The organism is Polaromonas sp. SP1 (assembly GCF_003711205.1).
Classification (GTDB): Bacteria; Pseudomonadota; Gammaproteobacteria; order Burkholderiales; family Burkholderiaceae_C; genus Polaromonas.
Map to the genome: position 1 here is coordinate 3,005,405 of NZ_CP031013.1, position 24,840 is coordinate 3,030,244.

The following is a 24,840-nucleotide window of genomic DNA, read 5'->3' on the forward strand; positions in this document are numbered from 1 at the left end:
TTTGGGCCCTACCTGACCCGCGCCGCCACTTCCCGCCCCAACTCAATCACCGCCATCGCGTAGTAGCTGCTCCAGTTGTAGCGGGTGATGGCATAGAAGTTCTCGGTGCCCGCGACGTATTGCGGGGCGTCCTGGCCGTTGAGCAGCTCAACCAGTGCCAGCGGGCCTTGGTGCTGCAGGGCGGGGCCTTCGAGTACCGCGCCTTTGTCGGTGAAGCTGGCGACGCTGAAGGTCGGCAGGATGTCGGGCGCCATCAGCGCATCCATATTGAGGCGGCTTTTGTCAAAGCTCACCGGGTAATGCGTGGGCATGCCGGGCTGCCAGTTGAAGGCCTTGAAATAACTCGCGACCGAACCGATCACGTCGGCCGGGCTGGCCCACAGGTCGATGTTGCCGTCTCCATCGAAGTCGACGGCGTACTTGATCCAGCTGGAGGGCATGAACTGGGGCATGCCCATGGCGCCGGCAAAACTGCCGCGTGCGTCGAAGGGGCTGGCTTCACGGCGGCTTTGCAGCGTCAGGAACTGCTCGATCTCGCCTTTGAAGAATTCGCTGCGCTCTTTGGCGCGCGGATGGTTGGCCGGGAAGTCGAAGGCCAGCGTGGTGAGGGCATCGATCACGCGAAAGCTGCCGGTGTCGCGGCCGTAAATGGTTTCGACGCCGATGATGCCGACGATGATTTCAGCCGGCACGCCGTATTCTTTTTCGGCGCGCTCCAGCGTCTGCTGGTTCTCCAGCCAGAACCGCCGGCCGGCCTCGATGCGCACCGGGTCGATGAAACGGCTGCGGTACACGCGCCAGTTCTTGACGAAGGCCTTTGTCGGCGGCTGCATGAGGCGCACGACGGTGGCGTTGTAGCGCGACTGGCCGATGGCGTCGCGCACCCAGTCGGGGTCGAGATCACGCCGGGCGGCCATGTCGTCGGCAAACTGCATGGCTTCCGGGCGGGTCGAATACAGCGGGCCTTGCGCCGGCGCCGCCTTGGCGGACACGGGTTTTTTTGCGGGTTTTGCGTCTGTAGCCCAGGCGGCGCCTGCAGTAGCTGCTATCAATAAAAGAGCAAATCCGGCGCGTTGAAAGGGCATTGGGCAGTCAGGTGTAGAAGTGAAAAGGTGGGAAGGCCGATTTTAGGCGGGCCATGCCAGGCGGTCGAATTCCCGGCGAAGCTGGTTCAGTTCAAGCCGGTTGCCGGAGGCGCCTGTATAACGCTGCAGCTCCAGCCGCACCAGCCAGTCGTGCAGGGCCTGGCCCGGGCTGCCGCGCTCGAGGCCGTATTTTTGCTGCACCAGCAGGGCCAGCTGGCGCGGTGAGGTTGCGTGCGTGCTTTCAATGCCGGCCGGCGCCAGCCGCTTGCGCGCCCGTGCCAGCAGGCGCAGCCAGGGGTCGTGCTGCGCGCGGTCCCACAGCGTCCAGCCGGCGCCGAGCAGTGCAGCCACCACGACGATGCCGAGCAGGACGTAACTCAGGTCTTCCCAGCTGGGTGATTCAAAGCCGATGTTCTTGAGCAGATCGAGCTGTTTGCCCTGGGTGTAGTTGAGGATCCACTGGTTCCAGCCGTTGTTGACGGCCTCCCACGTGGCGCGCAACTGGGCCGCCAAGGTGGGGCTGAAGTTTCCCAGCGCCTGCGCCACCACGCCCTGCGGTGCGGCCAGGCGCTGGAAGGCGCCGGTGCGGCCGGGAAAGACTGCCGACGTTGGGTCGACCCGCACCCAGCCCTGGCCTGCCTGCCAGACTTCGGCCCAGGCGTGGGCGTCGCTTTGCCGCAGCACCCAGTATCCATCGACCGAATTGCGTTCACCCCCCTGGTAGCCGGTGACGATGCGGGCGGGAATATCCATCGCGCGCATCAGGACCACAAAGGCCGAGGCGATGTGTTCACAAAAGCCTGCCTTGCGGTCGAACCAGAATTCATCTGCCGTGTGGGTACCGTATACGCCGGGTTCGAGGGTGTAGGTGTAGCCGCCCGTGCGCAGGCGGTCGAGCGCAGCCTGTACCAGCCGTTCGCTGCCCGCGCCGGCATTGCGCGGGTCGTTGCGTATTTCCTGCGCCAGCGCGCGGGTGCGCGGGTCGAAGCCGGCGGGCAAGTCCACAAATTCCTGCAGCCCGGGGACGCGCTGCTGCGGCCCATGCTTGAAGACCGGGTAGCTTTGCGCCTTGTAGCGCACCAGGTCGACGATGGGGCGGTTGACCATCCATTGCAGGTCGTTGCGCATGGTGGGGCTGTAGCCGGGCAACTGGGGCACCTCGGCGGCTGCCTCCATCACAAACAGCCAGGGCCGGCTGGTAGGCGCCAGCGTCACCTCGTAGCCCACCGGCGCGCCGAGTACGTTCAAGCTGGCGGTGACGCCAAAGCGCTGGGCGGTGTCAAAGCGCGGCGGCCTCCATTCGCGGCCGTCAAAGCTCGACATCACGGGGCCGCGAAAGTACAGGTCGCGTTGGGGCGGCGGCTCACCCTCGAAGCGGATGCGCATGGCCACGCTTTCGTCCAGTGCCAGGCTGGTGATGGTGCCGACCTCCATGCTGGCGCTCAGGCCGCTGCGGCCCGTCATCGCGTCGCTGGGGATTCCCCACAACGGGGCCAGCCGCGGGAACAGCAGGAACAACACCAGCATGATGGGCGCACCCAGCAGGGCCATCCAGCCGGCGGTGCGGGCAGCCTGTGACAGCGGCGGCCTGCCGACCGGCAGGTGCGCGTTGACCAGCACGGTGAGCAGCCCCAACAGCCCCAGCAGCATGCTGAAGGCCGTCAGCAGGGATTGCGAATAAAAGAAATTGCTCAGCATGCAGAAAAAGCCGAGGAAGAACACCACAAAAGCATCGCGCCGGGCGCGCAGCTCCAGCGTCTTGAGGGTCAGTAACACCACCAGCAGCGTCACGCCGGCGTCGCGGCCCAGCAAGGTTTTATGCGTAGCCAGCGTCGCGGCGATGGTCACCGCCAGCAGGGCCAGCAGCCACCACCTGCCCGGCAGCGGGCGCGCCTGCACCGCCAGCCATCCCCGCCACAGCAGCACGGCGCCCGCCAGCGCGCTGCACCACAGCGGGAGGTTGCCCACTTGCGGCAGCAGCACCCAGGCGATCACCAGCAGCAGGAACAGCGTGTCGCGGGCGTCGCGGGGAAGGGCGGTGAGGCGGTTCAACATACGGCCAGCGCCTCCAGGCAAAGCCGTTTGTGCGCTTCGCCGCTGGACGGCTTGATCTCCAGCGAAGGCAGCCTCAGGCCGTAGTCCAGGGCGAGCTTGTCGGCCAGCAAGACCCAGGCACACAGCCGCGAGAGTTTTTGCTCGACACCCGCGGAGCCGGCCTGCATGAAGTCCAGCCAGAGCTCGTGGCGCTGTGCCTGCTGGGTATCGCGCACCACGAGGCCGTTGCCTTGCTCGTCGGCCTTGGCGGCTTTCTTCCAGACCACCAGCTTCATCGGGTCGCCGCGGCGGTAACCGCGCACGCCGTCGAACTCCCCGGTGCTTTGCGCGCGGGCTGCCGCAGCGGCCCCGCCGGAGCGGGGCTCGCCCGGCGGGAGCGGCGGCGGGTGCAGCTCAGGCGCCGGGTACACCAGGATTTGCGCGGCCGGCCGCCACACCGTCCAGACGCGAAAGGTGCCCAGCGGAAAGCGCGTCTCGGCGGTGAGTGTGGGAAGGCGGTGCAGGCCGCGCCGCGGCGGCGTGAAAGCGATCTGCACCACGCTGCTTCCCTGGGCCGGTACATCCGTCCAGGCCCAATGCCGTTCGCTGCCTTTTTCGGCGTCCACGTCATGGGGGTTGAGCACACTCAGGCCTATGCCGTGGCGCGCGGTCCGCCGGGCATTCATGAGCTTTACGTCAAAAACGGCTGTAGCCCCCGCGTATTGTGCGCTTGGTGCTATCAAGTTCATAGCAAGGCCGCGCAGCGTTCCGTGGCAGACGTGCATGCCCACCAGTGCGCTGCCCGCCAGCAGAAAGGTCAGCATGTAGCCCAGGTTGAGCTGGTAGTTGATGGATGCGACCAGCAACGTCAGCAGGGTCACGCCCAGCATCCAGCCCGGCCGCGTCGGCAGGATGTAGACGTTGCGCTGGGTCAGCGCGACGCTGTCGGTAAAGGGCAGCTTGCTTTGCCACCATGCCTGGAAGCGCCCGCGAATGAAGGCAAAAGGATTCGGGATGGATGCCGGGGCGGCCATGGAAAACGGCTTTCGGGCGGATCAGGGATTAGGGGAGGGGCACGGCTTCGAGCATTGCCCGTACCTGCTCCACAGATCCGCGCCCGGCATCGCTGACGGGGATAAGCCGGTGCGCAGCGGTTTGCGGCAGCACGGCGGCGATATCGTCCGGCGCCACGTAGTCCCGCTTGCTCAGAAAGGCCTGCGCTTTGGCAGCCCGCATGATGGCGATACCGGCGCGCGGGCTCAGGCCCTGCAAAAACCAGCGGCCCGAACGGGTCGCTGCCACCAGGTCCTGCAGGTAATTGAGCAAGGGCTCGGCCGCGTGGATTTGCGCCACCATTTGCTGCAGCTCCAGCAGGTCGTGCGGCGTCAGCAGGGCGGGCAATTGCTCGACCATGTCGCGGCGGTCGGCACCCCGCAAGAGCTCGCGCTCAGCCGCGCGGTCGGGGTAACCCAGCGAAATCCGCATGTGAAAGCGGTCCAGCTGCGATTCGGGCAAGGCATAGGTGCCCAGCTGGTCGTGCGGGTTCTGGGTAGCGATCACAAAAAACGGCAAGGGCAGGGGACGGGTTTCGCCTTCCACGGTGACCTGTTTTTCTTCCATGGCTTCGAGCAAGGCGCTCTGGGTCTTCGGGCTGGCACGGTTGATTTCATCGGCCAGCAGCACCTGGGCAAAAACCGGCCCGGGATGAAACACAAAGCTTTCCTTCTGGCGCTCGTAAATCGACACGCCCGACAAATCGCTGGGCATCAGGTCGGCGGTGAACTGCACCCGGGAGAACTGCAGGCCGAAAGAGCGTGACAGCGCGTGGGCCAAGGTGGTTTTTCCCACACCGGGGACATCCTCAATCAGCAGGTGGCCGCCGGCCAGCAGGCAGGCGACACAATCCTGCACTTGCGCGGGCTTGCCGACAATGACCGTGTTAAGCTGATTCAGGAGCGATTGAAGTTTTTCTTTGACGTTCATGGGCGTCAACCATACCGTAATTTTTTACAAATTATTTCCCGATGAGCACGACTGGTTATTTCAGCCACCCCGATTGCCATAAACACGAAATGGGCCCCGGCCACCCCGAGTGCCCGGAGCGGCTTGACGCCATTGAAGACTGGCTGCTGGCCACCGGCGTCAAGGACGCGCTGGACGTCCGCGAGGCGCCGCTGGCGTCGATCGGCGACATCGAACTGGGCCATGACCGCATGATGGTGGCGGCGATCCGCGGCCTGAGCGACAGCCTGGGCGACGACATCAATGCGGGTGGGCCTGCCTACGCCCAGATCGACCCCGACACCGCACTCAACATACACAGCTGGAACTCCGCCGTGCGCGCCGTGGGCGCCGTCCTGTCGGCCACCGACGCCGTCATGGCGGGTGAGATGGAAAACGCGTTTTGCGCCGTGCGCCCGCCCGGCCACCACGCGACCCATCGAAGGTCTATGGGGTTTTGCATCTTCAACAGCGTGGCGATTGCCGCCAAATATGCCCTGGAGCGCCACGGCCTCAAGCGCGTGGCGGTGATTGACTTCGACGTGCACCACGGCAACGGCACCGAAGACATCCTGAGCGGCGACGAGCGGGTGTTGATGGCGAGCTTTTTCCAGCACCCGTTCTACCCCTATACCGGCACCGAAAGCCACGCCGGCAACATGCTCAACCTGCCCGTGCCGGCCTACACCAAGGGCATGGCGGTGCGCGAGCTGATCGAGGCGACGTGGATTCCGCGGCTCGAGGAATTCAAGCCCGAGATGATTTTTATCAGCGCCGGTTTCGACGCGCACCGCGACGACGACCTCGGCCAGATGGGCCTGGTCGAGCAGGACTATGCCTGGATCACCCAGCGCCTGAAAGACGTCGCCCGGCGCCATTCGCAAGGCCGCATCGTCTCGTCGCTGGAAGGCGGCTACAACCTCAACGCGCTGGCGCGCAGCGTGGAAGCGCACATTCGCGTCCTGGCCGACCTGTAGGGGCCGCTTGATGAGTGCTGCGACCGCCGACCTGTCGGCTCCCGTGCTTCACACACAGGATGCACGTGGCGTGCACCGCCTGGTGCTCAACCGGCCTGCCAGTTTCAACACGCTGGGCGAGGACGTGCTGGCGGCGCTGCAGGCCGCGCTGGACGCGATTGCGCTTAACCCCCTGGCGCGTGCGGTGGTCATCTCGGCGCAAGGCAAGGCGTTTTGCGCCGGCCACAACCTCAAGGACATGCGCGCCCAGCCGGAGCTGGCGTACTACCAAAAGCTTTTTGCCCAATGCACGCGCATGATGCTCAGCATCCAGAAGTTGCCGGTGCCGGTGATCGCGCAGGTGCAGGGCCTTGCGACGGCGGCAGGCTGCCAGCTGGTGGCGCAATGCGATCTGGCGGTGGCGGCCGGCAATGCCAGCTTTGGCGTCAACGGCATCGACGTCGGCCTGTTTTGTGCCACGCCCAGCGTGCCGCTGGTGCGCAACATGCCGGCCAAGCAGGCCATGGAAATGCTGATGACGGGCGACTTCATCACCGCCGACGAAGCGCGCGTGCGCGGGCTGGTCAACCGTGTCGTGCCGCTCGACTCGCTGGACGCCGAGGTCGAACAACTTCTGCAATCGCTGCTGCTCAAACCGCGCGAAGCGCTGGCCATGGGCAAGGCGCTTTTTTACCAGCAACGTGAAACCGGCATCGAGGCCGCCTACCAGCTGGCGGGCCAGTCCATGGCCTGCAACATGGCCGATGCCGTTGCACAGGAGGGCGTGCAAGCCTTCATCGAAAAAAGGAAACCCCAATGGCCGCCGGCGCCCTGACGAACCGTCCCCCTGCCCGCATCGACACCCTGGACGGCTGGTTTGCCGCACTGGCCCAGCCCAGCTCCCTGACGGAGCTCGCCACCCTGATTGGCTGCGCGCTGCTGGCCTGGCTGGTGGTGCGCGTGGCGGGCCGTGCGCGCATGGCGGTTGACGGCACGTCCATCCTCTTTGGGCGGCGCGTGATTGACGGCGTGCTGTTTCCCTTGCTGCTGCTGTTCTTTGCGTACACGGCGCAGGCGCTTCTGGCCAGGATTTTCCCCACGGCCGTGTTCAAGGTCGCCATCCCGGTGCTGCTGTCGCTGGCGGTGATACGCCTGGGCGTCAAGGTGCTGCAGGTTGCCTTCAAGGACGCGCCGGTGGTGCGTGCGCTGGAGCGCACCATCTCCTGGCTGGCCTGGATCGCCATGGTGCTGTGGGTCAGCGGCCTGCTGCCCGTCGTGCTTGATGAACTGGACGACATCAAGTGGAAGGTCGGCAATTCCAACCTGTCGGTGCGCACCATGCTTGAAGGTGCGGTGACGGCCGGCGTGGTCTTGCTCATCACGCTCTGGATTTCTTCGGCCATCGAGGCGCGCCTGCTGCGCAAGGCCACCGGCAACGAGCTTTCACTGCGCAAGGCGGTGGCCAATGCGGTGCGTGTCGTGCTGATGTTTGTCGGTTTGCTGATGGCGCTGTCCTCGGTGGGCATCGACCTGACGGCTTTGTCGGTACTGGGCGGCGCCATCGGTGTGGGCGTGGGTTTCGGCCTGCAAAAGCTCGCCGCCAACTATGTCAGCGGCTTTGTCATGCTGGCCGAGCGCAGTGTGCGCATCGGCGACAACGTTCGCGTCGATACCTTCGAGGGGCGTATCACCGACATCAATGCGCGCTACACCGTGGTGCGCGCGCCTTCAGGGCGAGAGTCCATCGTACCCAACGAAATGTTCATCAGCACGCGTATTGAAAACCTCTCGCTCAGCGACACGCAGGTCTTGCAGTCCACCGTGATCTCGGTGGGGTATGACAGCGACGTCGAACTGGTGATGCGCCTGCTTACCGAGGCAGCGCTCAAACAGGACCGCGTCATGCGTGACCCCGGTCCCGGCGTCAACCTCACCAATTTCGGCGCCGATGGGCTGGAGTTCACCCTCAATTACTGGATGACAGACCCGGAAAACGGCCAGCAAAACCTGCGCTCCCGCGTCAACCTGGCCGTCCTGGCGTCCTTGCGGGCGCACGGCATTGACATTCCTTACCCTCAGCGGGTGGTGCATACCCGTGTGAGTGTTGCCGAAGAGGCAAAAGGAAAAGATGACGCCGGCGGCAGCAAGGCCGGCCACGCCACCCCGGCCAAACCATCCTGAGCAGGGCTGTTTCTGCCTTTCCTCCGCCCCAATTGACGCCTGAAAGACACCTGCAGGACAGGGGTTGGGCAGGATGCTCTAATTCCTTGTGTCCGGCCCTCTATAATGAAAAATAGAACGACCGTTCTTTTTCTGCCTGGTCCTCCTGAATACCCTCCGGCAACCAGTCCAGCGCCCCGCACCCGGGGCGCCGCAGCATAGAATGCAAAGCTTACGTTTACGTCAACGTCAATTCGATCCCGATTTCGTTTCGATTTCATCCGATTTCAATTAGTACTCAATCCATCAACTCTGGAGTCCTCTCATGAAGGTCTTGGTTCCCGTCAAACGCGTTGTGGACTACAACGTCAAAGTCCGCGTCAAATCCGATGGCACCGGTGTCGACATCGCCAACGTCAAGATGAGCATGAACCCGTTTGACGAGATCGCCGTCGAAGAGGCGACCCGCCTGAAAGAAAAAGGCGTCGTGACCGAGGTCATCGCCGTCAGCTGCGGCGTGCTGCAGTGCCAGGAAACCCTGCGCACCGCCATGGCCATCGGCGCCGACCGCGCCATCCTGGTCGAAACCGCCGAAGAGTTGCAGCCGCTGGCCGTGGCCAAACTGCTCAAGGCGCTGGTCGAAAAAGAACAACCGCAGCTCGTCATCCTCGGCAAACAGGCGATTGACGACGACTGCAACCAGACCGGCCAGATGCTGGCTGCGCTGCTGGGGTGGCCGCAAGCCACCTTCGCCTCCAAGGTTGAAGTCGAAGGCACGAGCGCCAAGGTCACGCGCGAAGTCGACGGCGGCCTGGAAACCCTCTCGCTCACGCTGCCGGCCATCATCACGACCGACCTGCGCCTGAATGAACCGCGCTACGTCACCTTGCCCAACATCATGAAGGCCAAGAAAAAGCAGCTCGACAACATCAAGCCCGAAGACCTCGGTGTCGACGTCAAGCCGCGCATCAAGACCTTGAAGGTCAGCGAGCCGCCCAAGCGCAGCGCCGGCATCAAGGTGGCCGACGTGGCCGCCCTGGTGGACAAGCTCAAGAACGAAGCCAAAGTAATTTAAGGACTGATGACATGACCGCACTCGTTATTGCAGAACACGACAACGCCAGCATCAAGCCAGCGACGCTGAACACCGTGACCGCAGCCGCCCAGTGCGGCGGCGACGTCCACGTGCTGGTGGCCGGCAAGGGCGCCGAAGCCGCCGCCAAGGCTGCCGCCGCCATCGCCGGAGTGGCCAAAGTCATTCACGTCGAAGGCGAGCACTTCGCCCACGGCCTGGCCGAGAACATGGCCGCGCAAGTCGTAGCCATCGCCTCCGCTTATTCGCACATCCTGTTTCCCGCCACCGCCTCGGGCAAGAACATCGCCCCCCGCGTGGCTGCCACGCTGGATGTCGGCCAGATCTCCGACATCACCAAAGTCGATGCCGCCGACACCTTCGAGCGCCCCATCTACGCCGGCAACGCGATTGCCATCGTGCAAAGCCTGGACGCGACCAAAGTGATTACCGTGCGCACCACCGGCTTTGATGCCGCGGCCGCTACCGGTGGCTCCGCTGCGATTGAAACGCCCGCAGGCGTGGCCGACAGCGGCAAGTCGACCTTCCTCGGCTCCGAAATCGCCAAGAGCGACCGCCCTGAACTGACGGCCGCCAAGATCATCGTCTCCGGCGGCCGCGCCATGGGCTCCAGCGAGAAGTTCAACGAAGTGCTGACGCCGCTGGCCGACAAGCTGGGCGCAGCCCTCGGTGCTTCACGTGCCGCGGTCGATGCGGGCTACGCCCCCAACGACTGGCAAGTGGGCCAGACCGGCAAGATCGTGGCGCCCCAGCTCTACATCGCCGCCGGTATCTCCGGCGCGATCCAGCATCTGGCCGGCATGAAAGACAGCAAGGTCATCGTCGCGATCAACAAGGATCCTGAAGCGCCGATTTTCAGCGTCGCCGACTACGGCCTGGAAGCCGACCTGTTCACGGCCGTGCCTGAGCTGGTCGCAGCACTGTAATTGCAGTCAGCAAAGGGCGTCTTCTTGACGCCCTTTTTGTATCCGGACTTGCCGCGCACCGACGGCAGCCATCGACTACGTGGAGAGACAAATGAGCTACATCGCCCCCCTCAAGGACATGCTGTTTGACATCAAGCACCTGGCCAACATCGAACAGATCGCACAAATCCCGGGCTTTGAAGAAGCCGGCTTCGACACCGCGCAGGCCGTGCTTGAAGAATGCGCCAAGTTCAACGAAGGGGTGCTGGCGCCGCTGAACCGCGACGGCGACATTAATCCTTCCAGCTGGAAGAACGGTGAAGTCACCACCACGCCCGGTTTCAAGGATGCCTTCCGCCAATACGTTGAAGGCGGCTGGCAGGGCCTGCAGCACCCGGCTGATTTTGGCGGCCAGGGCCTGCCCAAAACCATAGGCGCGGCCTGCGGCGAGATGCTCAACTCCGCCAACATGAGTTTTGCGCTGTGCCCGCTGCTAAGCGACGGCGCCATCGAAGCGCTGCTCACAGCCGGCTCCGACGACCTCAAGGCGGTCTACCTCGAAAAGCTGGTGAGCGGCCAATGGACCGGCACCATGAACCTGACCGAGCCGCAGGCCGGCTCCGACCTCGCGATGGTGCGCAGCCGTGCCGAGCCGCAGCCCGACGGCACCTACAAAGTCTTCGGCACCAAGATCTTCATCACCTACGGTGAGCACGACATGGCCGAGAACATCGTGCACCTGGTGCTGGCCCGCGTCACCGGCGCGCCCGAAGGCGTCAAAGGCATCAGCCTGTTTGTCGTGCCCAAGTTCATGGTCGGCAAAGACGGCGCCCTCGGCGCGCGCAACGACGTGCACTGCGTGAGCATCGAGCACAAGATGGGCATCAAGGCATCGCCCACCGCTGTGCTGCAGTACGGCGACCACGGCGGCGCCGTCGGCTACATCGTCGGTGAAGAAAACCGCGGCCTCGAGTACATGTTCATCATGATGAACTCGGCGCGCTACGCCGTCGGCATGCAGGGCATCGCGATTGCCGAGCGGGCTTATCAAAAGGCTGTGGCATTTTCCAAAGACCGCGTGCAGAGCCGCCCGGTCGACGGCTCCATCAAGGCGAGCGCGCCCATCATTCACCACCCGGACGTGAAACGCATGCTGATGACCATGCGCGCCTACATTGAAGGCTGCCGCGCCATGGCTTCAGTCGCCGCTGCCGCTTACGACGCAACGCACCACCATCCCGATGCCGACGTGCGCAAGCAGAACCAGGCGTTTTACGAGTTCATGGTGCCGCTGGTCAAAGGCTACAGCACCGAGATGAGCCTTGAAGTGACATCGCTGGGCGTGCAGGTGCACGGCGGCATGGGCTTTATTGAAGAAACCGGCGCGGCCCAGTACTACCGCGACGCCAAGATTTTGACGATCTACGAAGGCACGACGGCCATCCAGGCCAACGACCTGATCGGCCGCAAGACTTCGCGCGACGGCGGCCAGACGGCCAAGGCGATTGCCGCGCAGATTGAAAAAACCGAGAACGAGCTGATCAAGCAGGGCAGTGCCGATGCCGTCGCCGTGGCCAGGCGCCTGAAGGCTGCGCGCATTGCGTTCATTGACGTGGTCGACTTTGTGGCCGGCAATACCAAGGCCAGCCCCAACGCCGTGTTTGCCGGCAGCGTGCCTTACCTCATGCTCGCGGGCAATGTGGTGGCCGGCTGGCAGATGGCGCGCTCGCTGTTGGTGGCACAAGAACAAATCGCGCAAGGCGTTGACGTCGCCTTCATGCAGGCCAAGATCACGACCGCACGCTTTTACGCCGACCACCTGCTGACCAAGGCGCCCGGCGTGCGCGACAGCATTGTGGAAGGCGCAGACAGCGTGACGGCGCTGGCGCTGGAAGCATTCTGAGCTTCCGGCCGCCGCCTTCTGCTATCAAATAAATAGCTATCAGCCCAGGTGCTTATTGGGCTGGAGCACGTTTTTACTTAAAACCAAGAGACACACGGAGCCACCATGTCCAGACTGCCCGGCGCATTGAACAAGCTGCCTTTGCCCATCATCGGCTCGCCGCTCTTCATCATCAGCAACCCGAAACTGGTGATTGCGCAGTGCAAGGCTGGTGTGGTCGGCGCCATGCCCGCGCTCAACGCACGGCCTGCGTCGCAGCTTGACGAATGGCTCGCCGAAATCACCGAGGCGCTGGCCGCCCACAACAAGGCCAACCCCGACAAGCCCGCCGCGCCTTTTGCCATCAACCAGATCGTTCACAAGTCCAACGACCGGCTCGAGCACGACATGGAGATGTGCGTGAAGTACAAGGTGCCCATCTACATCACCAGCCTTGGCGCGCGTGAAGACATCAACGCGGCAGCGCACAGCTACGGCGGCGTGGTGCTGCACGACATCATCAACAACAAGTTCGCCCGCAAGGCGATTGAAAAGGGCGCCGACGGCCTTGTGGCCGTGGCCGCCGGAGCAGGCGGCCACGCAGGCGTGAAGAGCCCGTTCGCACTCATCCAGGAAATCCGCCAGTGGTTTGACGGCCCGCTGGCCCTCTCCGGCGCCATCTCTACCGGCGGCGCCGTGCTGGCCGCGCAGGCCATGGGCGCCGACTTTGCCTACATCGGCTCGGCCTTCATCGCGACGGAAGAAGCGCGCGCCGCCGACGCCTACAAGCAAGCCATCGTCGACGGCAACTCCGACGACATCGTCTACAGCAGCCTCTTCACCGGCGTGCACGGCAACTACCTCGCGCCATCGATTCGCGCCGCCGGCATGGACCCGGACAATTTGCCCGAAGGCGACGTCAAGACCATGAACTTCGGCGGCGGCGAAGGCAGCAAGTCCAAGGCCTGGAAAGACATCTGGGGATGCGGCCAGGGCATTGGCTCCGTCAGCAAGGTGCAACCCGCTGCGGACTACATCGCCCAGCTCAGCCGCGAATATGAGCAGGCGCGCCAGCGGGTCTGCGCTTAATTACTGTCCGTTTCATGAATCCGTTCGGGCTGAGCCTGGCCTGCCCTGAGCTGCCTGTCCTGAGCTCCGTCGAAGGGGTCGAGGGGTCGCAGCTTTGTCCGCCATCAGAGCCGCTCGCCCTGAGCCTGTCGAAGGGTTCGCCTTACGGGCAAAGCTTCGACAGGCTCAGCCCGAACGGCTTCGATGGTTGGCGCTTGACTCTCTCGACTTGATGACAGCCCCAACACGCATCCCCGGCATCGATGCCCTCAAGGGCCTGGCCTGCGTCCTCATTGTTCTGCATCACCTGGCCTTTTACGGCCCGATGTCGGATGTGGTTCACCCCTTTGCGCCCGCGCTGATGGGCTGGCTTTACGGCTACGGCCGCATGGCCGTGCAGGTCTTCCTCGTCGTCAGCGGTTTCCTGGCGGCCGCCTCGCTGGCGCCGCAGGGCGTGGCGGTGTTTGATTCACCCGCCCAACTGATCCTTCGCCGCTACTGGCGGCTCGTCAAGCCTTACCTGGTAGCGCTGGCTGTCAGCGTGATGGTGGCCGCACTCGTCAGGCCCTGGTTTGCGCATACATCCGTGCCTGCAGCGCCCACGCTGCTGCAGCTTCTGGCCCATGTGTTTTTGCTGCAAGACCTGCTCGGGCAGGAAGCGCTTTCCGCCGGCGTCTGGTATGTGGCCATCGACTTTCAGCTGTATGCGCTGGTGGTTCTGGTCTTTGCGTTTGCACGGCGGTTTCAGTTTCAGCAGGGCGAAGATGGCGATGCAGCGCACCCCACATCCACCTCGGCTCAGCTCGGCGTAAGCCTCATCTTGCTGCTCGCGCTGGCCTCGCTGCTGTTCTTCAACCGTGCGACGGCCTTCGACATCACCGCCCTGTATTTCTGCGGCTCCTACGCACTCGGCATGCTGGCCTTCTGGGCATCCCGCAATCTGGGCGCACGGCGCGGCTTCTGGTTCGCCACCATGGCGGTCATGGGTGCTCTGGCCCTGGCGCTCGATTTCAGGGGCCGCCTCGTGGTCGCGCTGGTCACCGCCTTCGGGCTGGTGGGGCTTTCCAGTCTTCAATCCGACGCCTGGCCGGTGCGCTGGCTGCAGCAGCGCCGCCTGGTGCAACTTGGCCGCATCTCGTACTCGGTGTTCCTCATCCACTTCCCGGTGTGCCTGTTGGTCAACGCTGTCGTTGGCTACTTCTGGCCAACGCAGCTTGCTGCCAACGTGGCGGGTTTGCTGTTGGCGTTCATGCTTTCGCTGCTGGCTGGCAGCGTGCTCTACCGATGGGTAGAGTGCCGGCCCGTGCTCGAGGGCCATGGCTGGATTCGCCGCATTTTTGCGAACTAAAAACGGCTCTAGCCCAGACGCCACCTGGGCATCTAGCTATCAAATTGGTAGCGCAGCCGGTTGCGGCCCAACGCACAGGCTCAGCGCCTGAACATCTCCAGCTTCAACTCCGCAGGCTCGCCCAGCCATGAGGCATGCGTCGTGTGGTCCGCCAGGTCATCGCCGGTCAGGCCATGCACAAACACATCGAGCCCTTTGCGTTCGCTCTCCAGCCACGGGATGAGGCGGTCAAACTTCTCACTGTCAAACGCCAGCTGGCAGCTCCACCGCGGATGCGGCCCGACCTCGCGCTCATGCACACGCCCCACGGCCACGCCAAAAAGCTCGCCCGCCTTTTCGCACAGCGCGCGCGCCTGCTCGGTCTTTCCGGGGCCGAAATAAACATGGGCGTGATAGCGGGCGAAGAGGTTTTCGGGGCGTTGGGTCATGGGTGGCGAAATGCGTTGTCGCTGATCTGGGAACCCATTATTTGCGGCCTGCGCAGGCTGTGTTGCGAAAGGGGCTTTGACTGCATATACTGTATATATATACAGTTTTTACTCGGCCATTTCCAGTCTCCACACGCCCATTTCCAGGCAACCCACCATGTCCGACGCCACCATCCCCATCCACGCCATCAAAGGCCGCGGCACGGCCACGCGCATGCCGCACCGGTTTGAAAAAGACGTGCGCAGCGCGTGGGACGACGGCTGGGGCACGCTGGAGGGCGATGCGGCGGGCGAGGCGCCGCGGATTGAAACCAGCGTGACGATGGAAGACGCGCGCAGCGCCATCGTCGGCAACGACTCGCCGGACATCTTTTTTGACTACAGCATCAACCCCTACCGTGGTTGTGAGCACGGCTGCGTGTACTGCTATGCGCGGCCCACGCACAGCTATCTCAATCTTTCGCCCGGGCTGGACTTTGAAACGAAGATCATCGCCAAGCGCAACATTGCCGAGGTGTTGCGCGCCGACCTGCGCAAGCGCAGCTATGTGCCGCGCCTGCTCAATATCGGCTCGGCCACCGACTGCTACCAGCCCGCCGAGCGCGAGCTGCGCCTGACGCGCAGCATCATCGAGGTGATGCAGGAAGTGAAACACCCGTTCTCGCTGATCACCAAATCCAGCGGCGTAGAGCGCGACCTGGATTTGCTGGCGCCGCTGGCCGCCGACAAGCTGGCCGCAGCCTACGTGACCATCACCACACTCGACGGCGAGCTGGCGCGCAAACTGGAGCCGCGCGCGGCCGCGCCGCACCGGCGGCTGCGCACCATTCGCACGTTGGCAGAGCACGGCATTCCAGTCGGCGTGAGTGTGGCGCCGCAAATCCCGTTTGTGAACGACGACATGGAGCATGTGCTGGAGGCGGCCTGGGAGGCGGGCGCGCGCAGCGCCTTCTACACCGTGATCCGCCTGCCCTGGGAGGTGGCGCCCATCTTCAAGGAATGGCTGGAGCTGCACTACCCGCAGCGCGCCGCGCGCATCATGGCCCGCATCCACGAGATGCGCGGCGGCAAGGATTACGACGCCGATTTCGCCACGCGCATGAAAGGCCATGGCCTGTGGGCAGAGCTGATCAAGCAGCGCTTTGAGAAAGCCTGCAGCCGCATCGGCTTTAACCGCCAGCGCATTGAGCTGGACCTGAGCCGTTTTCAACCGCCAGGCCCGCCCGGCACGGCGGGGCAGGGCAGCCTTTTCTGAGGGAAGGCTATAGTCCAAAAAACGTGTGCATCACACCTCATGCCGTCTAAAGATAAAAGGAGTTCATCTTGGCCCTAGAGTGGAAATATTCATCGGAAGGCATGACCGCTGCGGACTGGGAAGAGTTGTCGAACCTCTACCGCATTGCGCCGCTCGGCGAGAAGAAGCCCGCCGACCTCCAGCTTGTGTTTTCCAACAGCATGTTCAAGTGTTTTGTGTATGACGCGGGCAACCTGATTGCGGCCGGGCGCGCCGTCGCAGATGGAAAAGACTGCTCTTACATCTGCGACATCGCGGTTGCACCCGACCGCCAGGGCTCTGGCCTGGGCAAGGAGATGGTGGCGGCGCTGGTGCGGCTTTCCCAGGGCCACAAAAAGATCATCCTGTATGCGGTGCCCGGCAAAGAGCCGTTCTACCGCAAGCTCGGCTTCAAGCGCATGGCGACGGCCATGGCGATCTTTGCCAACCAGGAGCAGGCGCTCAAGGACGGCTTGCTCACCGACAACTGAGCGCGCAGGGATTCACCCAGGTGGAAAGCACCCGCATCCTCATCAGCCTTCAGGAGCAGACCCTGCGCCTGTTCCGCAGCAGCGAGCTGCTGCGCGAATACCCGGTATCCACCGCCCGCAACGGCGCAGGCGAAATGCAGGGCAGCGCCTGCACGCCGCGGGGTCTGCATGTCGTCCGCGCAAAGATAGGCGCGGGCCGCGAGATGGGCACGGTGTTTGTCGGTCGCAGGCCCACGGGCGAGGTGTGGAATGCCGAGCTGGCCGAAGCCAATCCGGAACGGGACTGGATACTCACCCGCATCCTCTGGCTGTGCGGCCGCGAGCCCGGCAAGAACCGCTTTGGCGAGGTCGACACCATGCGCCGCTATATCTACATCCACGGCTGCCCTGACGATGCGCCCATGGGCGAGCCCTTGTCGCATGGCTGTGTGCGCATGCGCAACGCCGATGTGGTTGAACTGTTTGATCTGGTGGCGCCCGGCACCGAGGTGGTGATCGACTGTTAACGCAGGTAGCTTCGGTTCAGCCGCACTTCAAGCTTTTTCTGCAGCGTCTCAAACGAGGCGCTCATCGCCCAATAAATGCCTGCTGCCGCCAGGTACAGCGGAAAGGGCTGGAAGGTCGTGGCAATCACTTCCTTGGTCGCCAGCATCAGCTCGCCCACCGCAATCACCGACACCAGCGAGGTGTCCTTGATCAGGCTGATCAGGCTGTTGGAGAGGCTGGGCACGGCCAGGCGCAGGGCCTGTGGGCCGATCACGTAGCGCAGCGTTTGCGCCTGCGTCAGGCCCAGGCTGCGGGCCGCATTCCACTGGCCGTGTTCCACGCCGTTGATCGCGCCGCGAATCGTCTCTGACAGGTAGGCGCCTACGTTCAGGCTCAGGCCCAGGATGCCCGCGCTGATCGGGTCGAACTGGATGCCGATGCTGGGCAGGCCGAAGTAGATGACAAAGAGCTGCACCAGCAGCGGCGTGCCGCGCATGCAGCTGACATACAGCGTCGCAAACTGCGAAAGCACGGGCACCTTTGCCAGCCGGGTGACGGCCACGAGGGTGCCGATGATGGCACCGAAGAAAACAGACGCTACCGCCAGCAGCAGCGTCCACGCCGCTCCCTTGAGCATCAGCGGCAAAGCGTCGCGCAGCAACTGGGTCAAGCCGGTCAGGTCCATACGGGGTCTCCACAAATAAAAACCCCGGCGCAGAGCCGGGGTGTATCAGGCACCTGCCAAAGGGCGGCGCGCGGCTGATCGAATGTTACTTCGCTTATTTCGTTGCGACAGGCGGCTTGCTCACGTCGCGGTCAAACCACTTGGTGGAGATCTTCGCGAAGCTGCCGTCGGCCTGCAGATCGGCCAGGGCCTTGTCGATGGCGGCCTTGAACTTCGGGTTGTTCTTCACGAAAGGAATGCCGGACTTTTCCAGGTCGCCGACCGGCGCGCCGGGCTTGAGCGGCAGCTTGGTCTGCTTGACGATGTAGGGGATCAAGAGGCTGTCGTTCAGCGCTGCGTCGATACGGCCCAGTGCCAGGTCCTGCAGGTACTCTTGCGCGCCTGGGTAGGTCTTGACGTCGATGCCGCCCACCTTCTTGGCGATGTCGGCGTAGTTGGTGCCCTGGCCGAGGCCGAGCTTTTTGCCTTTGAGGTCGGCCAGTGATTTGAACTCGCGTTTTTCGTCCTTGCGGATGATCAGCTGCGGGGCCGAGATGGTGTAGGGCTCGGAGAAGTCAAAGGTCTCCTTGCGTTTGTCGGTGATGCCGACCTGGTTGATCACCACGTCGTACTTGCCGGCCTGCAGGCCCGCAAGGATGGCGCTCCATTCGCTGGTCGAGAACTCGGCCTTGACGCCCAGCTTTTGCGCGAGCGCATTGGCCAGTTCCACTTCAAAGCCGGCGAGCTGGCCGCCTTCCTTGTAGTTAAAGGGCGGGTAGGTGCCTTCGAGTGCGACCTTGAGTGTGCCGCGCTGCTTGACGGTGTCGAGCAGGTCGGCGGCGCTGGCGCCCAAAGCGAGTGTCAAAAGGAGCGTGGAAGCGACAGCTTTACGGATATTCATATTCAACCCTTGCATAAGAGAATTGTTATTGAGATGAAAACTGAATATTAAATCTGCCGCCACTTTGGTGCATGGCGAGGGCCAAAGGCCCTACAGGGAATCCGGGTGCTTCACGCGTGGCGCATACCGGCTCAGGGCTTGGTGCAGTTCGCGTAGATATCCAGCGCGGGTTTGTAGACACTGGTCTGCACATTCATCAGGCCGAGCACTGAATGAAAGTAGTTGTCGTGGCTCACCATGGTGTCCAGCTGTTGTTTCAGGCAGGCAGTGGTCAGCTTGTTGCGCTGCTCGAATTCGGGCGAGAGCCAGGTGATCCACGGCACGCGCTTTTGCACTTCAGGCGCAATGCCCCAGGGCATGCCGTGGAGGTAGAGGTTGTTCTCGCCCAGCGACTCGCCGTGGTCGGCCAGGTAGAGCAGGGCGGGTGCACTGCGCGCTTCCTGCTTTTTCAGCCACTGGATGGAAGAGGCCAGCAATTTGTCGGTGTAGACGATGCTGTTGTCATAGGCATTGAGCAGGCCTTCGCGGCTGCAGCTTTGCAGCGCGTTGTCGGTGCACTCGGGCAGGAATTTTTTGTCGGCTTGCGGCGAGCGTTTGTAATACGCCGGGCCGTGGCCGCCCATCTGGTGCATCACCACCACCACGCCTTTGGCGCGCCGCTCGGCCGGCAATGCGGCGATGCGCTCGTCAATGCCGTGCAGCATCACTTCGTCAAAACATTCGCCGCTGTCGCACAGGCCCGGCACCTTGAGTGCCACCGTGTTCACGTTGGGCACGCGGTCGCACACGCCTTTGCAGCCTGACTGGTTGTCGATCCACAGCACGGCCAGGCCCGCACGCTGCAGCACGTCCAGCATGCCTTCGTAGTTGGCGGGCCGGGAGTCATAAGCCTCGCGGCCGAAATTGGAGAACATGCAGGGCACCGATGCTGCGGTGCTGGTGCCGCAAGACCACGCATTGCGCAGGCTCACCACGTCTTCTTTTGCGAGCAGGGGGTTGGTGGGCCGGCCGTAGCCGTTGAGCGAAAAGTTGGCGCTGCGCGCTGTCTCGCCCAGCACCAGCAGCAGTAACGGGGGCTTGGTTTGCGCGGTGTAGCGGGCCCCCAGTTTGGCGTCTTCACCCAGCGGCAGCACGATGGATTCGTCGCGCTGGAAAGGTTTGGCCGCGATGGAACCCAGCGCGTAGAAGGAGTTGAGCGGGTTGATCAGGTAGCGCACATGCGTGTAGTTGCGCATGACCGAGGCGATGCTCTGGAAGAACAAAAATACCACCAGCACCAGCAGCACGCAGGCGCCTGTGGAGGTGGCCGCGTTGGCGAGCACTTGCCGCGCGGCGCCGGCGCGCCTGACTTTTTGCCGCCACACAAAAATCATCGGCAAGACCGCCAGCACCAGCACCGTGGCCAGCAGGCGCCAGTTCATCAGGTCGCGCGTTTCGCGCACATCGGTCTGCAGCGTGTTGACCATCATGGTCTTGTCGATGACGACGCCGTAGGCCATCATGAAATACGCGCCGAAAGCGGCCGACAGCAAAAAGAGCGTGACGGCCGGTTTGAGCGTCCAGCGCCAGGCCAGCAGGCTGAGCAGCGCCGTGGTGGCCAGTGCAATCACCAGCACCAGGGCCGTGCTGATCACCACAACCTGGCCGCCGGTCAGGCCCGGCAGGCGGGTCAGCTCGCGCCACAAGGCCACGTTGCACACCGTCGCGATCCACAAGCTTGCCATGACCACCAGCCACAGCGGCCGCATGCCGGGGTTCTGGCGGACGGTGGGCAGATGGACGGGCCGCGATGCGGAGGATGCAGAAGAGGAGGGGCGCAGCGGCATAGCGCTGGATTGTATTGGGGCGGCCTTAACGGGGGCTTAACGGTGGCTTAGGGCCGCTTCATGACGTTCAGCCGGGAACAGGCAGCCCCAGCTGCCGCGCGTGGTGGCGCAGGTGCTCGTCCATAAAGGTCGCGATGAAGTAATAGCCATGGTCATAGCCGGCATGGCGGTGCAGCGTCAGCGGCTGGCCCGCTTTGGCGCAGGCCGCTTCAAAGCGCTCGGGGTACAGCTGCTCGGCCAGGAATTTGTCGTCCAGCCCCTGGTCTATGCGGATGCCGCCCGGGTAGGGCGCTGCGGGCATGAGGTTCATCAGGGCGGTGGCGTCGTGTTCAACCCAGTTTGATTCGTCGCTGCCGAGGTAGCCGGTGAATGCCTTGCGTCCCCAGGGGCACTGGCTGGGTGCGCAGATGGGCGCAAAGGCCGAGACGGAATTGAAAAGATCAGGATGCCTGAGCGCGAGCGTCAACGCGCCGTGGCCTCCCATCGAATGGCCGAAGATGCCGATGCGTGCTGCATCCATCGGCAGCGCGCCCGTCAGCAGTGGCAGCAGCTCCGCGGTGATGTAACTCTCCATGCGGTAGTGCTGCGACCACGGCGCTTGCGTGGCATCAAGATAAAAACCGGCGCCCCGGCCGAAGTCCCAGCTGTCGGTTTCGCCCGGAATTTTGGCGCCGCGCGGGCTGGTGTCAGGCGCGATCAACGCCAGGCCCAGCTCGGCCGCCAGGCGCTGAGCGCCAGCTTTGATCATGAAAGTTTCTTCGTTGCAGGTCAGGCCCGCCAGATACATCAGTGCCGGCACCTTCTCCCCGGCCACGGCTTGTGGCGGCAGGAACACCGAGAACTTCATCGGCAGGCCAACCTCGCGTGAGTCGTGCTGGTAGAAACGCTGCACGCCGCCGAAGCAGCCGTGTTCGCCGAGGAGTTCTAGAGTTGTTGCCATTGGGAGGTCTTCACAAGCAGGAGCCGCGGAACCGGCTTTGCCGGACCGCAGGCGGGCGCCCCTTGAGGGGGCAGAGAGCTACACGAAGTGAGCGAACGTGGGGGCTTGCATTAGTACAGGACCACACCACGAATCGATTCACCGCTCTTCATCAAATCAAACCCCTTGTTGATATCTTCCAGCGGCATGGTGTGCGTGATCAGGTCGTCGATATTGATCTTGCCCTCCATGTACCAGTCCACAATTTTCGGCACATCGGTGCGGCCGCGCGCGCCGCCGAAGGCCGAGCCTTCCCATTTGCGGCCGGTGACGAGCTGGAAGGGGCGGGTGCTGATCTCGGCGCCGGCCTCGGCCACGCCGATGATGATGCTGCGGCCCCAGCCCTTGTGCGTGCATTCCAGCGCCTGGCGCATCACCTTGGTGTTGCCAATGCATTCAAAACTGTAGTCGGCGCCGCCGTCGGTCAGCTGCACGATGGCGTCGACCACGTTCTCGGTCTCTTTCGGGTTGATGAAATGCGTCATGCCGAATTTGCGCGCCATCTCTTGCCGCGCGGGGTTGATGTCGACGCCGATGATCTTGTCGGCGCCGACCATCTTGGCCCCCTGGATCACATTGAGGCCGATGCCGCCCAGGCCGAACACCACGACGCTGGCGCCGGCTTCGACCTTGGCGGTGAAGAGCACCGCGCCAATGCCGGTGGTGACGCCGCAGCCGATGTAACAGACCTTGTCAAAGGGCGCGTCTTCGCGGATCTTGGCCAGCGAGATTTCGGGGGCGACGGTGTAGTTGCTGAAGGTGGATGTGCCCATGTAGTGAAAGATGGGCTTGCCGTCCAGGCTGAAGCGGCTGGTGGCGTCGGGCATCAGGCCCTTGCCTTGCGTGCCGCGAATCAGCTGGCACAAATTGGTTTTGCGCGACAGGCAGAACTTGCACTGCCGGCATTCGGGTGTGTAGAGCGGGATGACGTGATCGCCTTTTTTGAGCGTGGTCACGCCGGGGCCGACATCGACCACGATGCCCGCGCCTTCATGGCCCAGGATGGCCGGGAAGATGCCTTCCGGGTCGGCGCCCGAGAGCGTGTAGTAGTCGGTGTGGCAGATGCCGGTGGCCTTGATCTCGACGAGCACCTCGCCGAACTTCGGGCCTTGCAGGTCCACGGTTTCAATCGTCAGGGGCTGGCCTGATTTCCAGGCGACGGCGGCTTTGGTTTTCATGGTGTGGGGCTTGGGCTTGAGGTGGATGAGCAAGGATTCAGTGCGTCAGCCACTATAAGCCAGCACCCGGGCCGGCCCGTCACCTGGGTCCCTTCTGCAGGTACTCAGCTGTTTCATTTTGAGAAAACCTGTGCCTTGCGTGTTGCAAGCCGGCGCGCCGCCATGCAGGATTTTTCGGACTTATAAGTAAAAAAGCCGTCTAGCCCAATCACCATACGGGCAGACAGCTCCTTATTTGATAGCAAACGGTGCTGGCAGGCGACGCCTGCCCCGCATGGCTTCAGCAGCCTTAGCGGCCGATTTCCTTCAGGTACTGCGCGCGTGCGGCGATGGCCGTGTCGGTGAAGTCGGTGAACACGCCGTCAACGCCGGCGCGGTAGAAAGCCAGGTATTCGGCCTTGGGGTCGCCCTGGTAGTCGGCGGCCAGGCGGCGGCGCTCATCGCGGAAGGTGAAGGGGTGCACGAAGAGGCCTGCCTTGTGCGCATCGGCCACAAAGCTGGTGACGGCCGTCGAGGTGGAGTCGGCGTCGTTGAGTTTGCCGTCGCGGTTGATGTCGACCTGCTTGCCGTCGGCGCCGATGGTGCCCGTGGTGCTGATGATGTAGCGCTTCCAGGGGCCCACGCCGTCGGCGTAGGTTTTGATCTCGGCCAGGCCTGCGGGCGTGGTCAGCGCATCGAAGAAACGCTTGTCGCCGGCCTTGGTCCAGTCGTAAGGACGGTCGCTCGGCACGGCGAAGGTCACGCGGCCGGTTTTCGGGTCAATGCCGTCTCCGTCGATCAGCTGGATCAGTTTCGTGTTGAGGCCCTTGCTCTTCATGTACTTCAGGCTGCCCGGCTCAAACGACTGCACGTAGATGGGCGCGGTCTTGCTGTTCCATCCGGCGGCATTGATGATGGCAATCAGCTTGTCTTCCATCGGCAGGCCGAGTTCGCGGAAGTAGGTCGGGTTCTTGGTCTCGGGGTAGATCGCAATCGTGCGGCCGGTCTTGGCGGACTGGGCCTTGGCCATGTCGACGACCTCCTGAAAGGTCGGGATCCTGTACTGGCCGTTGAACTGCTGCGGGCGCTCGGCGTCGGTCGAGATCGCGCCCAGGGTGCGGATTTCAGCCAGCGTGAAGTCGTTGCTGAACCAGCCGGTCTGCGTTTCGCCGTCGACCTGGATGGTCTTCTTGCGCGAAGCAAATTCAGGGCGTTTGGCCACGTCGGTGCTGATGGCCAGGTTGGGGTCGTGGCGGGTGACGAGCACGCCGTCTTTTGTGACGACCAGGTCCATCTCGATCACGTCGGCGCCGAGTTCAATCGCGCGCACATAGGCCTCCATCGTTTCTTCGGGCACATAACCAGAAGCACCGCGGTGGGCGATGACCAGCGGCGCCTTGCCGTCCAGGGTGGAGAGGCCGGCTTGCGATGTCGTGCCTGAGGACGAGCACGCGGCCAGCACTACGCTGCTGCAAACAAGGGCGAGCAGGCTGCCTTGTTTCATCGTCAAGTTCAAGGCCTTGCGGGTCGATACGGTCATGGGTGCATCCCTCTACTTGTTAAAAGGCTGATCGTATGCGCCGGATCACGACAGGCATGTGACAGTGTGTGTGGCGATGATGTCTATACAACAGGCGGCGAACCGCGTGCCGCATACTGGCGTTCATGGGAACACGCGACACCATCAGGAACTGGGCAAAGCGCATCAAACGCGATGGCGTGACGCTTTGGTTTGCCGGCAAACACCCTGCCACGCCCTGGTATGCCAAGGCCCTCGGGCTTGTTGTCGTGGCCTATGCGCTCAGCCCCATCGACCTGATCCCGGATTTCATCCCTGTGCTGGGTTATGTGGACGACGTACTGCTGCTTCCCGGGCTCATCTGGCTGGCCGTCAGGATGTTACCGGCCGAGGTTCTCGCCGATTGCCGCGAGCAGGCGGATATCTGGATAGCGACGAAGGGGGTGAGTCCGCGCAGCCGGGCCGGTGCGGCCCTCGTCGTCGTGCTCTGGATAGGCGCCGGCGCCGCCCTCTGGATCTGGCTCGTTCAGCCGCGGCTGTAATGAGGCCAAAAAAATGCCGGAGCAAGCCCGGCATTTTTGATA

At 63.5% G+C, this 24,840-nt stretch carries 23 protein-coding genes; 12 read left to right on the forward strand and 11 right to left on the reverse strand.

Annotated features, from left to right (window positions below):
- Positions 1 to 8 precede the first annotated feature (8 nt).
- From mltB to DT070_RS14325, 4 genes are read right to left on the reverse strand one after another with little or no spacing between them, the layout of a single operon-like run.
- Complete coding sequence (gene mltB, locus DT070_RS14310; RefSeq protein ID WP_122956008.1) at positions 9 to 1,085, reverse strand: lytic murein transglycosylase B; 1,077 nt, start codon at positions 1,083 to 1,085, stop codon at positions 9 to 11.
- A gap of 42 nt (positions 1,086 to 1,127) precedes the next feature.
- Positions 1,128 to 3,140: a DUF3488 and transglutaminase-like domain-containing protein gene (locus tag DT070_RS14315; RefSeq protein WP_122956009.1), complete on the reverse strand. Its 2,013-nt coding sequence runs from the start codon at positions 3,138 to 3,140 to the stop codon at positions 1,128 to 1,130.
- Positions 3,134 to 4,153 (reverse strand): DUF58 domain-containing protein, encoded by a 1,020-nt coding sequence (locus tag DT070_RS14320; protein ID WP_122956010.1) that lies wholly within the window; start codon positions 4,151 to 4,153, stop codon positions 3,134 to 3,136. The genes DT070_RS14315 and DT070_RS14320 overlap by 7 nt, the downstream gene beginning before the upstream one ends.
- Positions 4,154 to 4,181: 28 nt before the next feature.
- On the reverse strand, positions 4,182 to 5,102 hold the full coding sequence (locus tag DT070_RS14325) for a MoxR family ATPase (protein WP_122956011.1): 921 nt from the start codon (positions 5,100 to 5,102) through the stop codon (positions 4,182 to 4,184).
- Between the two features lie 41 nt (positions 5,103 to 5,143).
- Here DT070_RS14325 and DT070_RS14330 point away from each other — a divergent pair, with 41 nt between their 5' ends.
- The 8 genes from DT070_RS14330 to DT070_RS14365 all read left to right on the forward strand — a co-directional run bounded on the left by DT070_RS14330 (position 5,144) and on the right by DT070_RS14365 (position 14,532).
- Complete coding sequence (locus tag DT070_RS14330) at positions 5,144 to 6,097, forward strand: histone deacetylase family protein (protein WP_122956012.1); 954 nt, start codon at positions 5,144 to 5,146, stop codon at positions 6,095 to 6,097.
- Between the two features lie 10 nt (positions 6,098 to 6,107).
- Complete coding sequence (locus DT070_RS14335) at positions 6,108 to 6,911, forward strand: enoyl-CoA hydratase (RefSeq protein ID WP_122956013.1); 804 nt, start codon at positions 6,108 to 6,110, stop codon at positions 6,909 to 6,911.
- Positions 6,893 to 8,257, forward strand: coding sequence for a mechanosensitive ion channel family protein (locus DT070_RS14340; RefSeq protein ID WP_228778493.1), 1,365 nt, complete (start codon positions 6,893 to 6,895; stop codon positions 8,255 to 8,257). Before DT070_RS14335 ends, DT070_RS14340 begins: the two co-directional genes overlap by 19 nt.
- A gap of 304 nt (positions 8,258 to 8,561) precedes the next feature.
- A complete protein-coding gene (locus tag DT070_RS14345) occupies positions 8,562 to 9,311 on the forward strand; it encodes an electron transfer flavoprotein subunit beta/FixA family protein (protein WP_122956014.1) in 750 nt (249 codons plus the stop codon).
- 11 nt (positions 9,312 to 9,322) lie between these two features.
- Positions 9,323 to 10,255 (forward strand): electron transfer flavoprotein subunit alpha/FixB family protein, encoded by a 933-nt coding sequence (locus DT070_RS14350; RefSeq protein ID WP_122956015.1) that lies wholly within the window; start codon positions 9,323 to 9,325, stop codon positions 10,253 to 10,255.
- A 91-nt stretch (positions 10,256 to 10,346) separates the two neighbouring features.
- Positions 10,347 to 12,137: an acyl-CoA dehydrogenase gene (locus DT070_RS14355; protein WP_122956016.1), complete on the forward strand. Its 1,791-nt coding sequence runs from the start codon at positions 10,347 to 10,349 to the stop codon at positions 12,135 to 12,137.
- 105 nt (positions 12,138 to 12,242) lie between these two features.
- Complete coding sequence (locus DT070_RS14360; RefSeq protein WP_122956017.1) at positions 12,243 to 13,205, forward strand: nitronate monooxygenase family protein; 963 nt, start codon at positions 12,243 to 12,245, stop codon at positions 13,203 to 13,205.
- Between the two features lie 211 nt (positions 13,206 to 13,416).
- Positions 13,417 to 14,532, forward strand: a complete 1,116-nt coding sequence (locus tag DT070_RS14365) for an acyltransferase (RefSeq protein WP_122956018.1) — start codon at positions 13,417 to 13,419, stop codon at positions 14,530 to 14,532.
- Positions 14,533 to 14,612: 80 nt separating this feature from the next.
- On the opposite strand, the gene DT070_RS14370 is transcribed toward DT070_RS14365, so the two are convergent.
- Entirely contained in the window at positions 14,613 to 14,960 is a 348-nt protein-coding gene (locus tag DT070_RS14370; protein ID WP_122956019.1) for a DOPA 4,5-dioxygenase family protein, read from the reverse strand.
- Between the two features lie 157 nt (positions 14,961 to 15,117).
- Between DT070_RS14370 and DT070_RS14375 the strand changes: the two genes are divergently transcribed.
- The 3 genes from DT070_RS14375 to DT070_RS14385 all read left to right on the forward strand — a co-directional run bounded on the left by DT070_RS14375 (position 15,118) and on the right by DT070_RS14385 (position 17,230).
- Positions 15,118 to 16,215 carry a PA0069 family radical SAM protein gene (locus tag DT070_RS14375; protein WP_122956020.1) on the forward strand — a complete coding sequence of 366 codons (1,098 nt, stop codon included), beginning with the start codon at positions 15,118 to 15,120 and terminating at the stop codon, positions 16,213 to 16,215.
- Positions 16,216 to 16,283: 68 nt separating this feature from the next.
- A complete protein-coding gene (locus tag DT070_RS14380) occupies positions 16,284 to 16,724 on the forward strand; it encodes a GNAT family N-acetyltransferase (protein WP_122956021.1) in 441 nt (146 codons plus the stop codon).
- 20 nt (positions 16,725 to 16,744) lie between these two features.
- Positions 16,745 to 17,230 (forward strand): L,D-transpeptidase, encoded by a 486-nt coding sequence (locus DT070_RS14385; protein ID WP_122956022.1) that lies wholly within the window; start codon positions 16,745 to 16,747, stop codon positions 17,228 to 17,230.
- Here DT070_RS14385 and DT070_RS14390 read toward each other — a convergent pair.
- The 6 genes from DT070_RS14390 to DT070_RS14415 form a co-directional block, all read right to left on the reverse strand.
- On the reverse strand, positions 17,227 to 17,895 hold the full coding sequence (locus DT070_RS14390; protein WP_122956023.1) for an amino acid ABC transporter permease: 669 nt from the start codon (positions 17,893 to 17,895) through the stop codon (positions 17,227 to 17,229). The genes DT070_RS14385 and DT070_RS14390 overlap by 4 nt on opposite strands.
- A gap of 94 nt (positions 17,896 to 17,989) precedes the next feature.
- Complete coding sequence (locus DT070_RS14395; RefSeq protein WP_122956024.1) at positions 17,990 to 18,775, reverse strand: transporter substrate-binding domain-containing protein; 786 nt, start codon at positions 18,773 to 18,775, stop codon at positions 17,990 to 17,992.
- Positions 18,776 to 18,906: 131 nt separating this feature from the next.
- The gene (locus DT070_RS14400) at positions 18,907 to 20,601 is read right to left on the reverse strand and encodes a phosphoethanolamine transferase (RefSeq protein ID WP_122956025.1); all 1,695 of its coding nucleotides are present in this window, start codon (positions 20,599 to 20,601) and stop codon (positions 18,907 to 18,909) included.
- 67 nt (positions 20,602 to 20,668) lie between these two features.
- Positions 20,669 to 21,541: an S-formylglutathione hydrolase gene (gene fghA, locus DT070_RS14405; protein WP_122956026.1), complete on the reverse strand. Its 873-nt coding sequence runs from the start codon at positions 21,539 to 21,541 to the stop codon at positions 20,669 to 20,671.
- A gap of 110 nt (positions 21,542 to 21,651) precedes the next feature.
- A complete protein-coding gene (locus tag DT070_RS14410; RefSeq protein WP_122957416.1) occupies positions 21,652 to 22,758 on the reverse strand; it encodes an S-(hydroxymethyl)glutathione dehydrogenase/class III alcohol dehydrogenase in 1,107 nt (368 codons plus the stop codon).
- Between the two features lie 289 nt (positions 22,759 to 23,047).
- Positions 23,048 to 24,241, reverse strand: a complete 1,194-nt coding sequence (locus DT070_RS14415; RefSeq protein WP_122956027.1) for a glycerophosphodiester phosphodiesterase — start codon at positions 24,239 to 24,241, stop codon at positions 23,048 to 23,050.
- Positions 24,242 to 24,402: 161 nt separating this feature from the next.
- Between DT070_RS14415 and DT070_RS14420 the strand changes: the two genes are divergently transcribed.
- Positions 24,403 to 24,798: a YkvA family protein gene (locus DT070_RS14420; protein ID WP_122956028.1), complete on the forward strand. Its 396-nt coding sequence runs from the start codon at positions 24,403 to 24,405 to the stop codon at positions 24,796 to 24,798.
- Positions 24,799 to 24,840 lie beyond the last annotated feature (42 nt).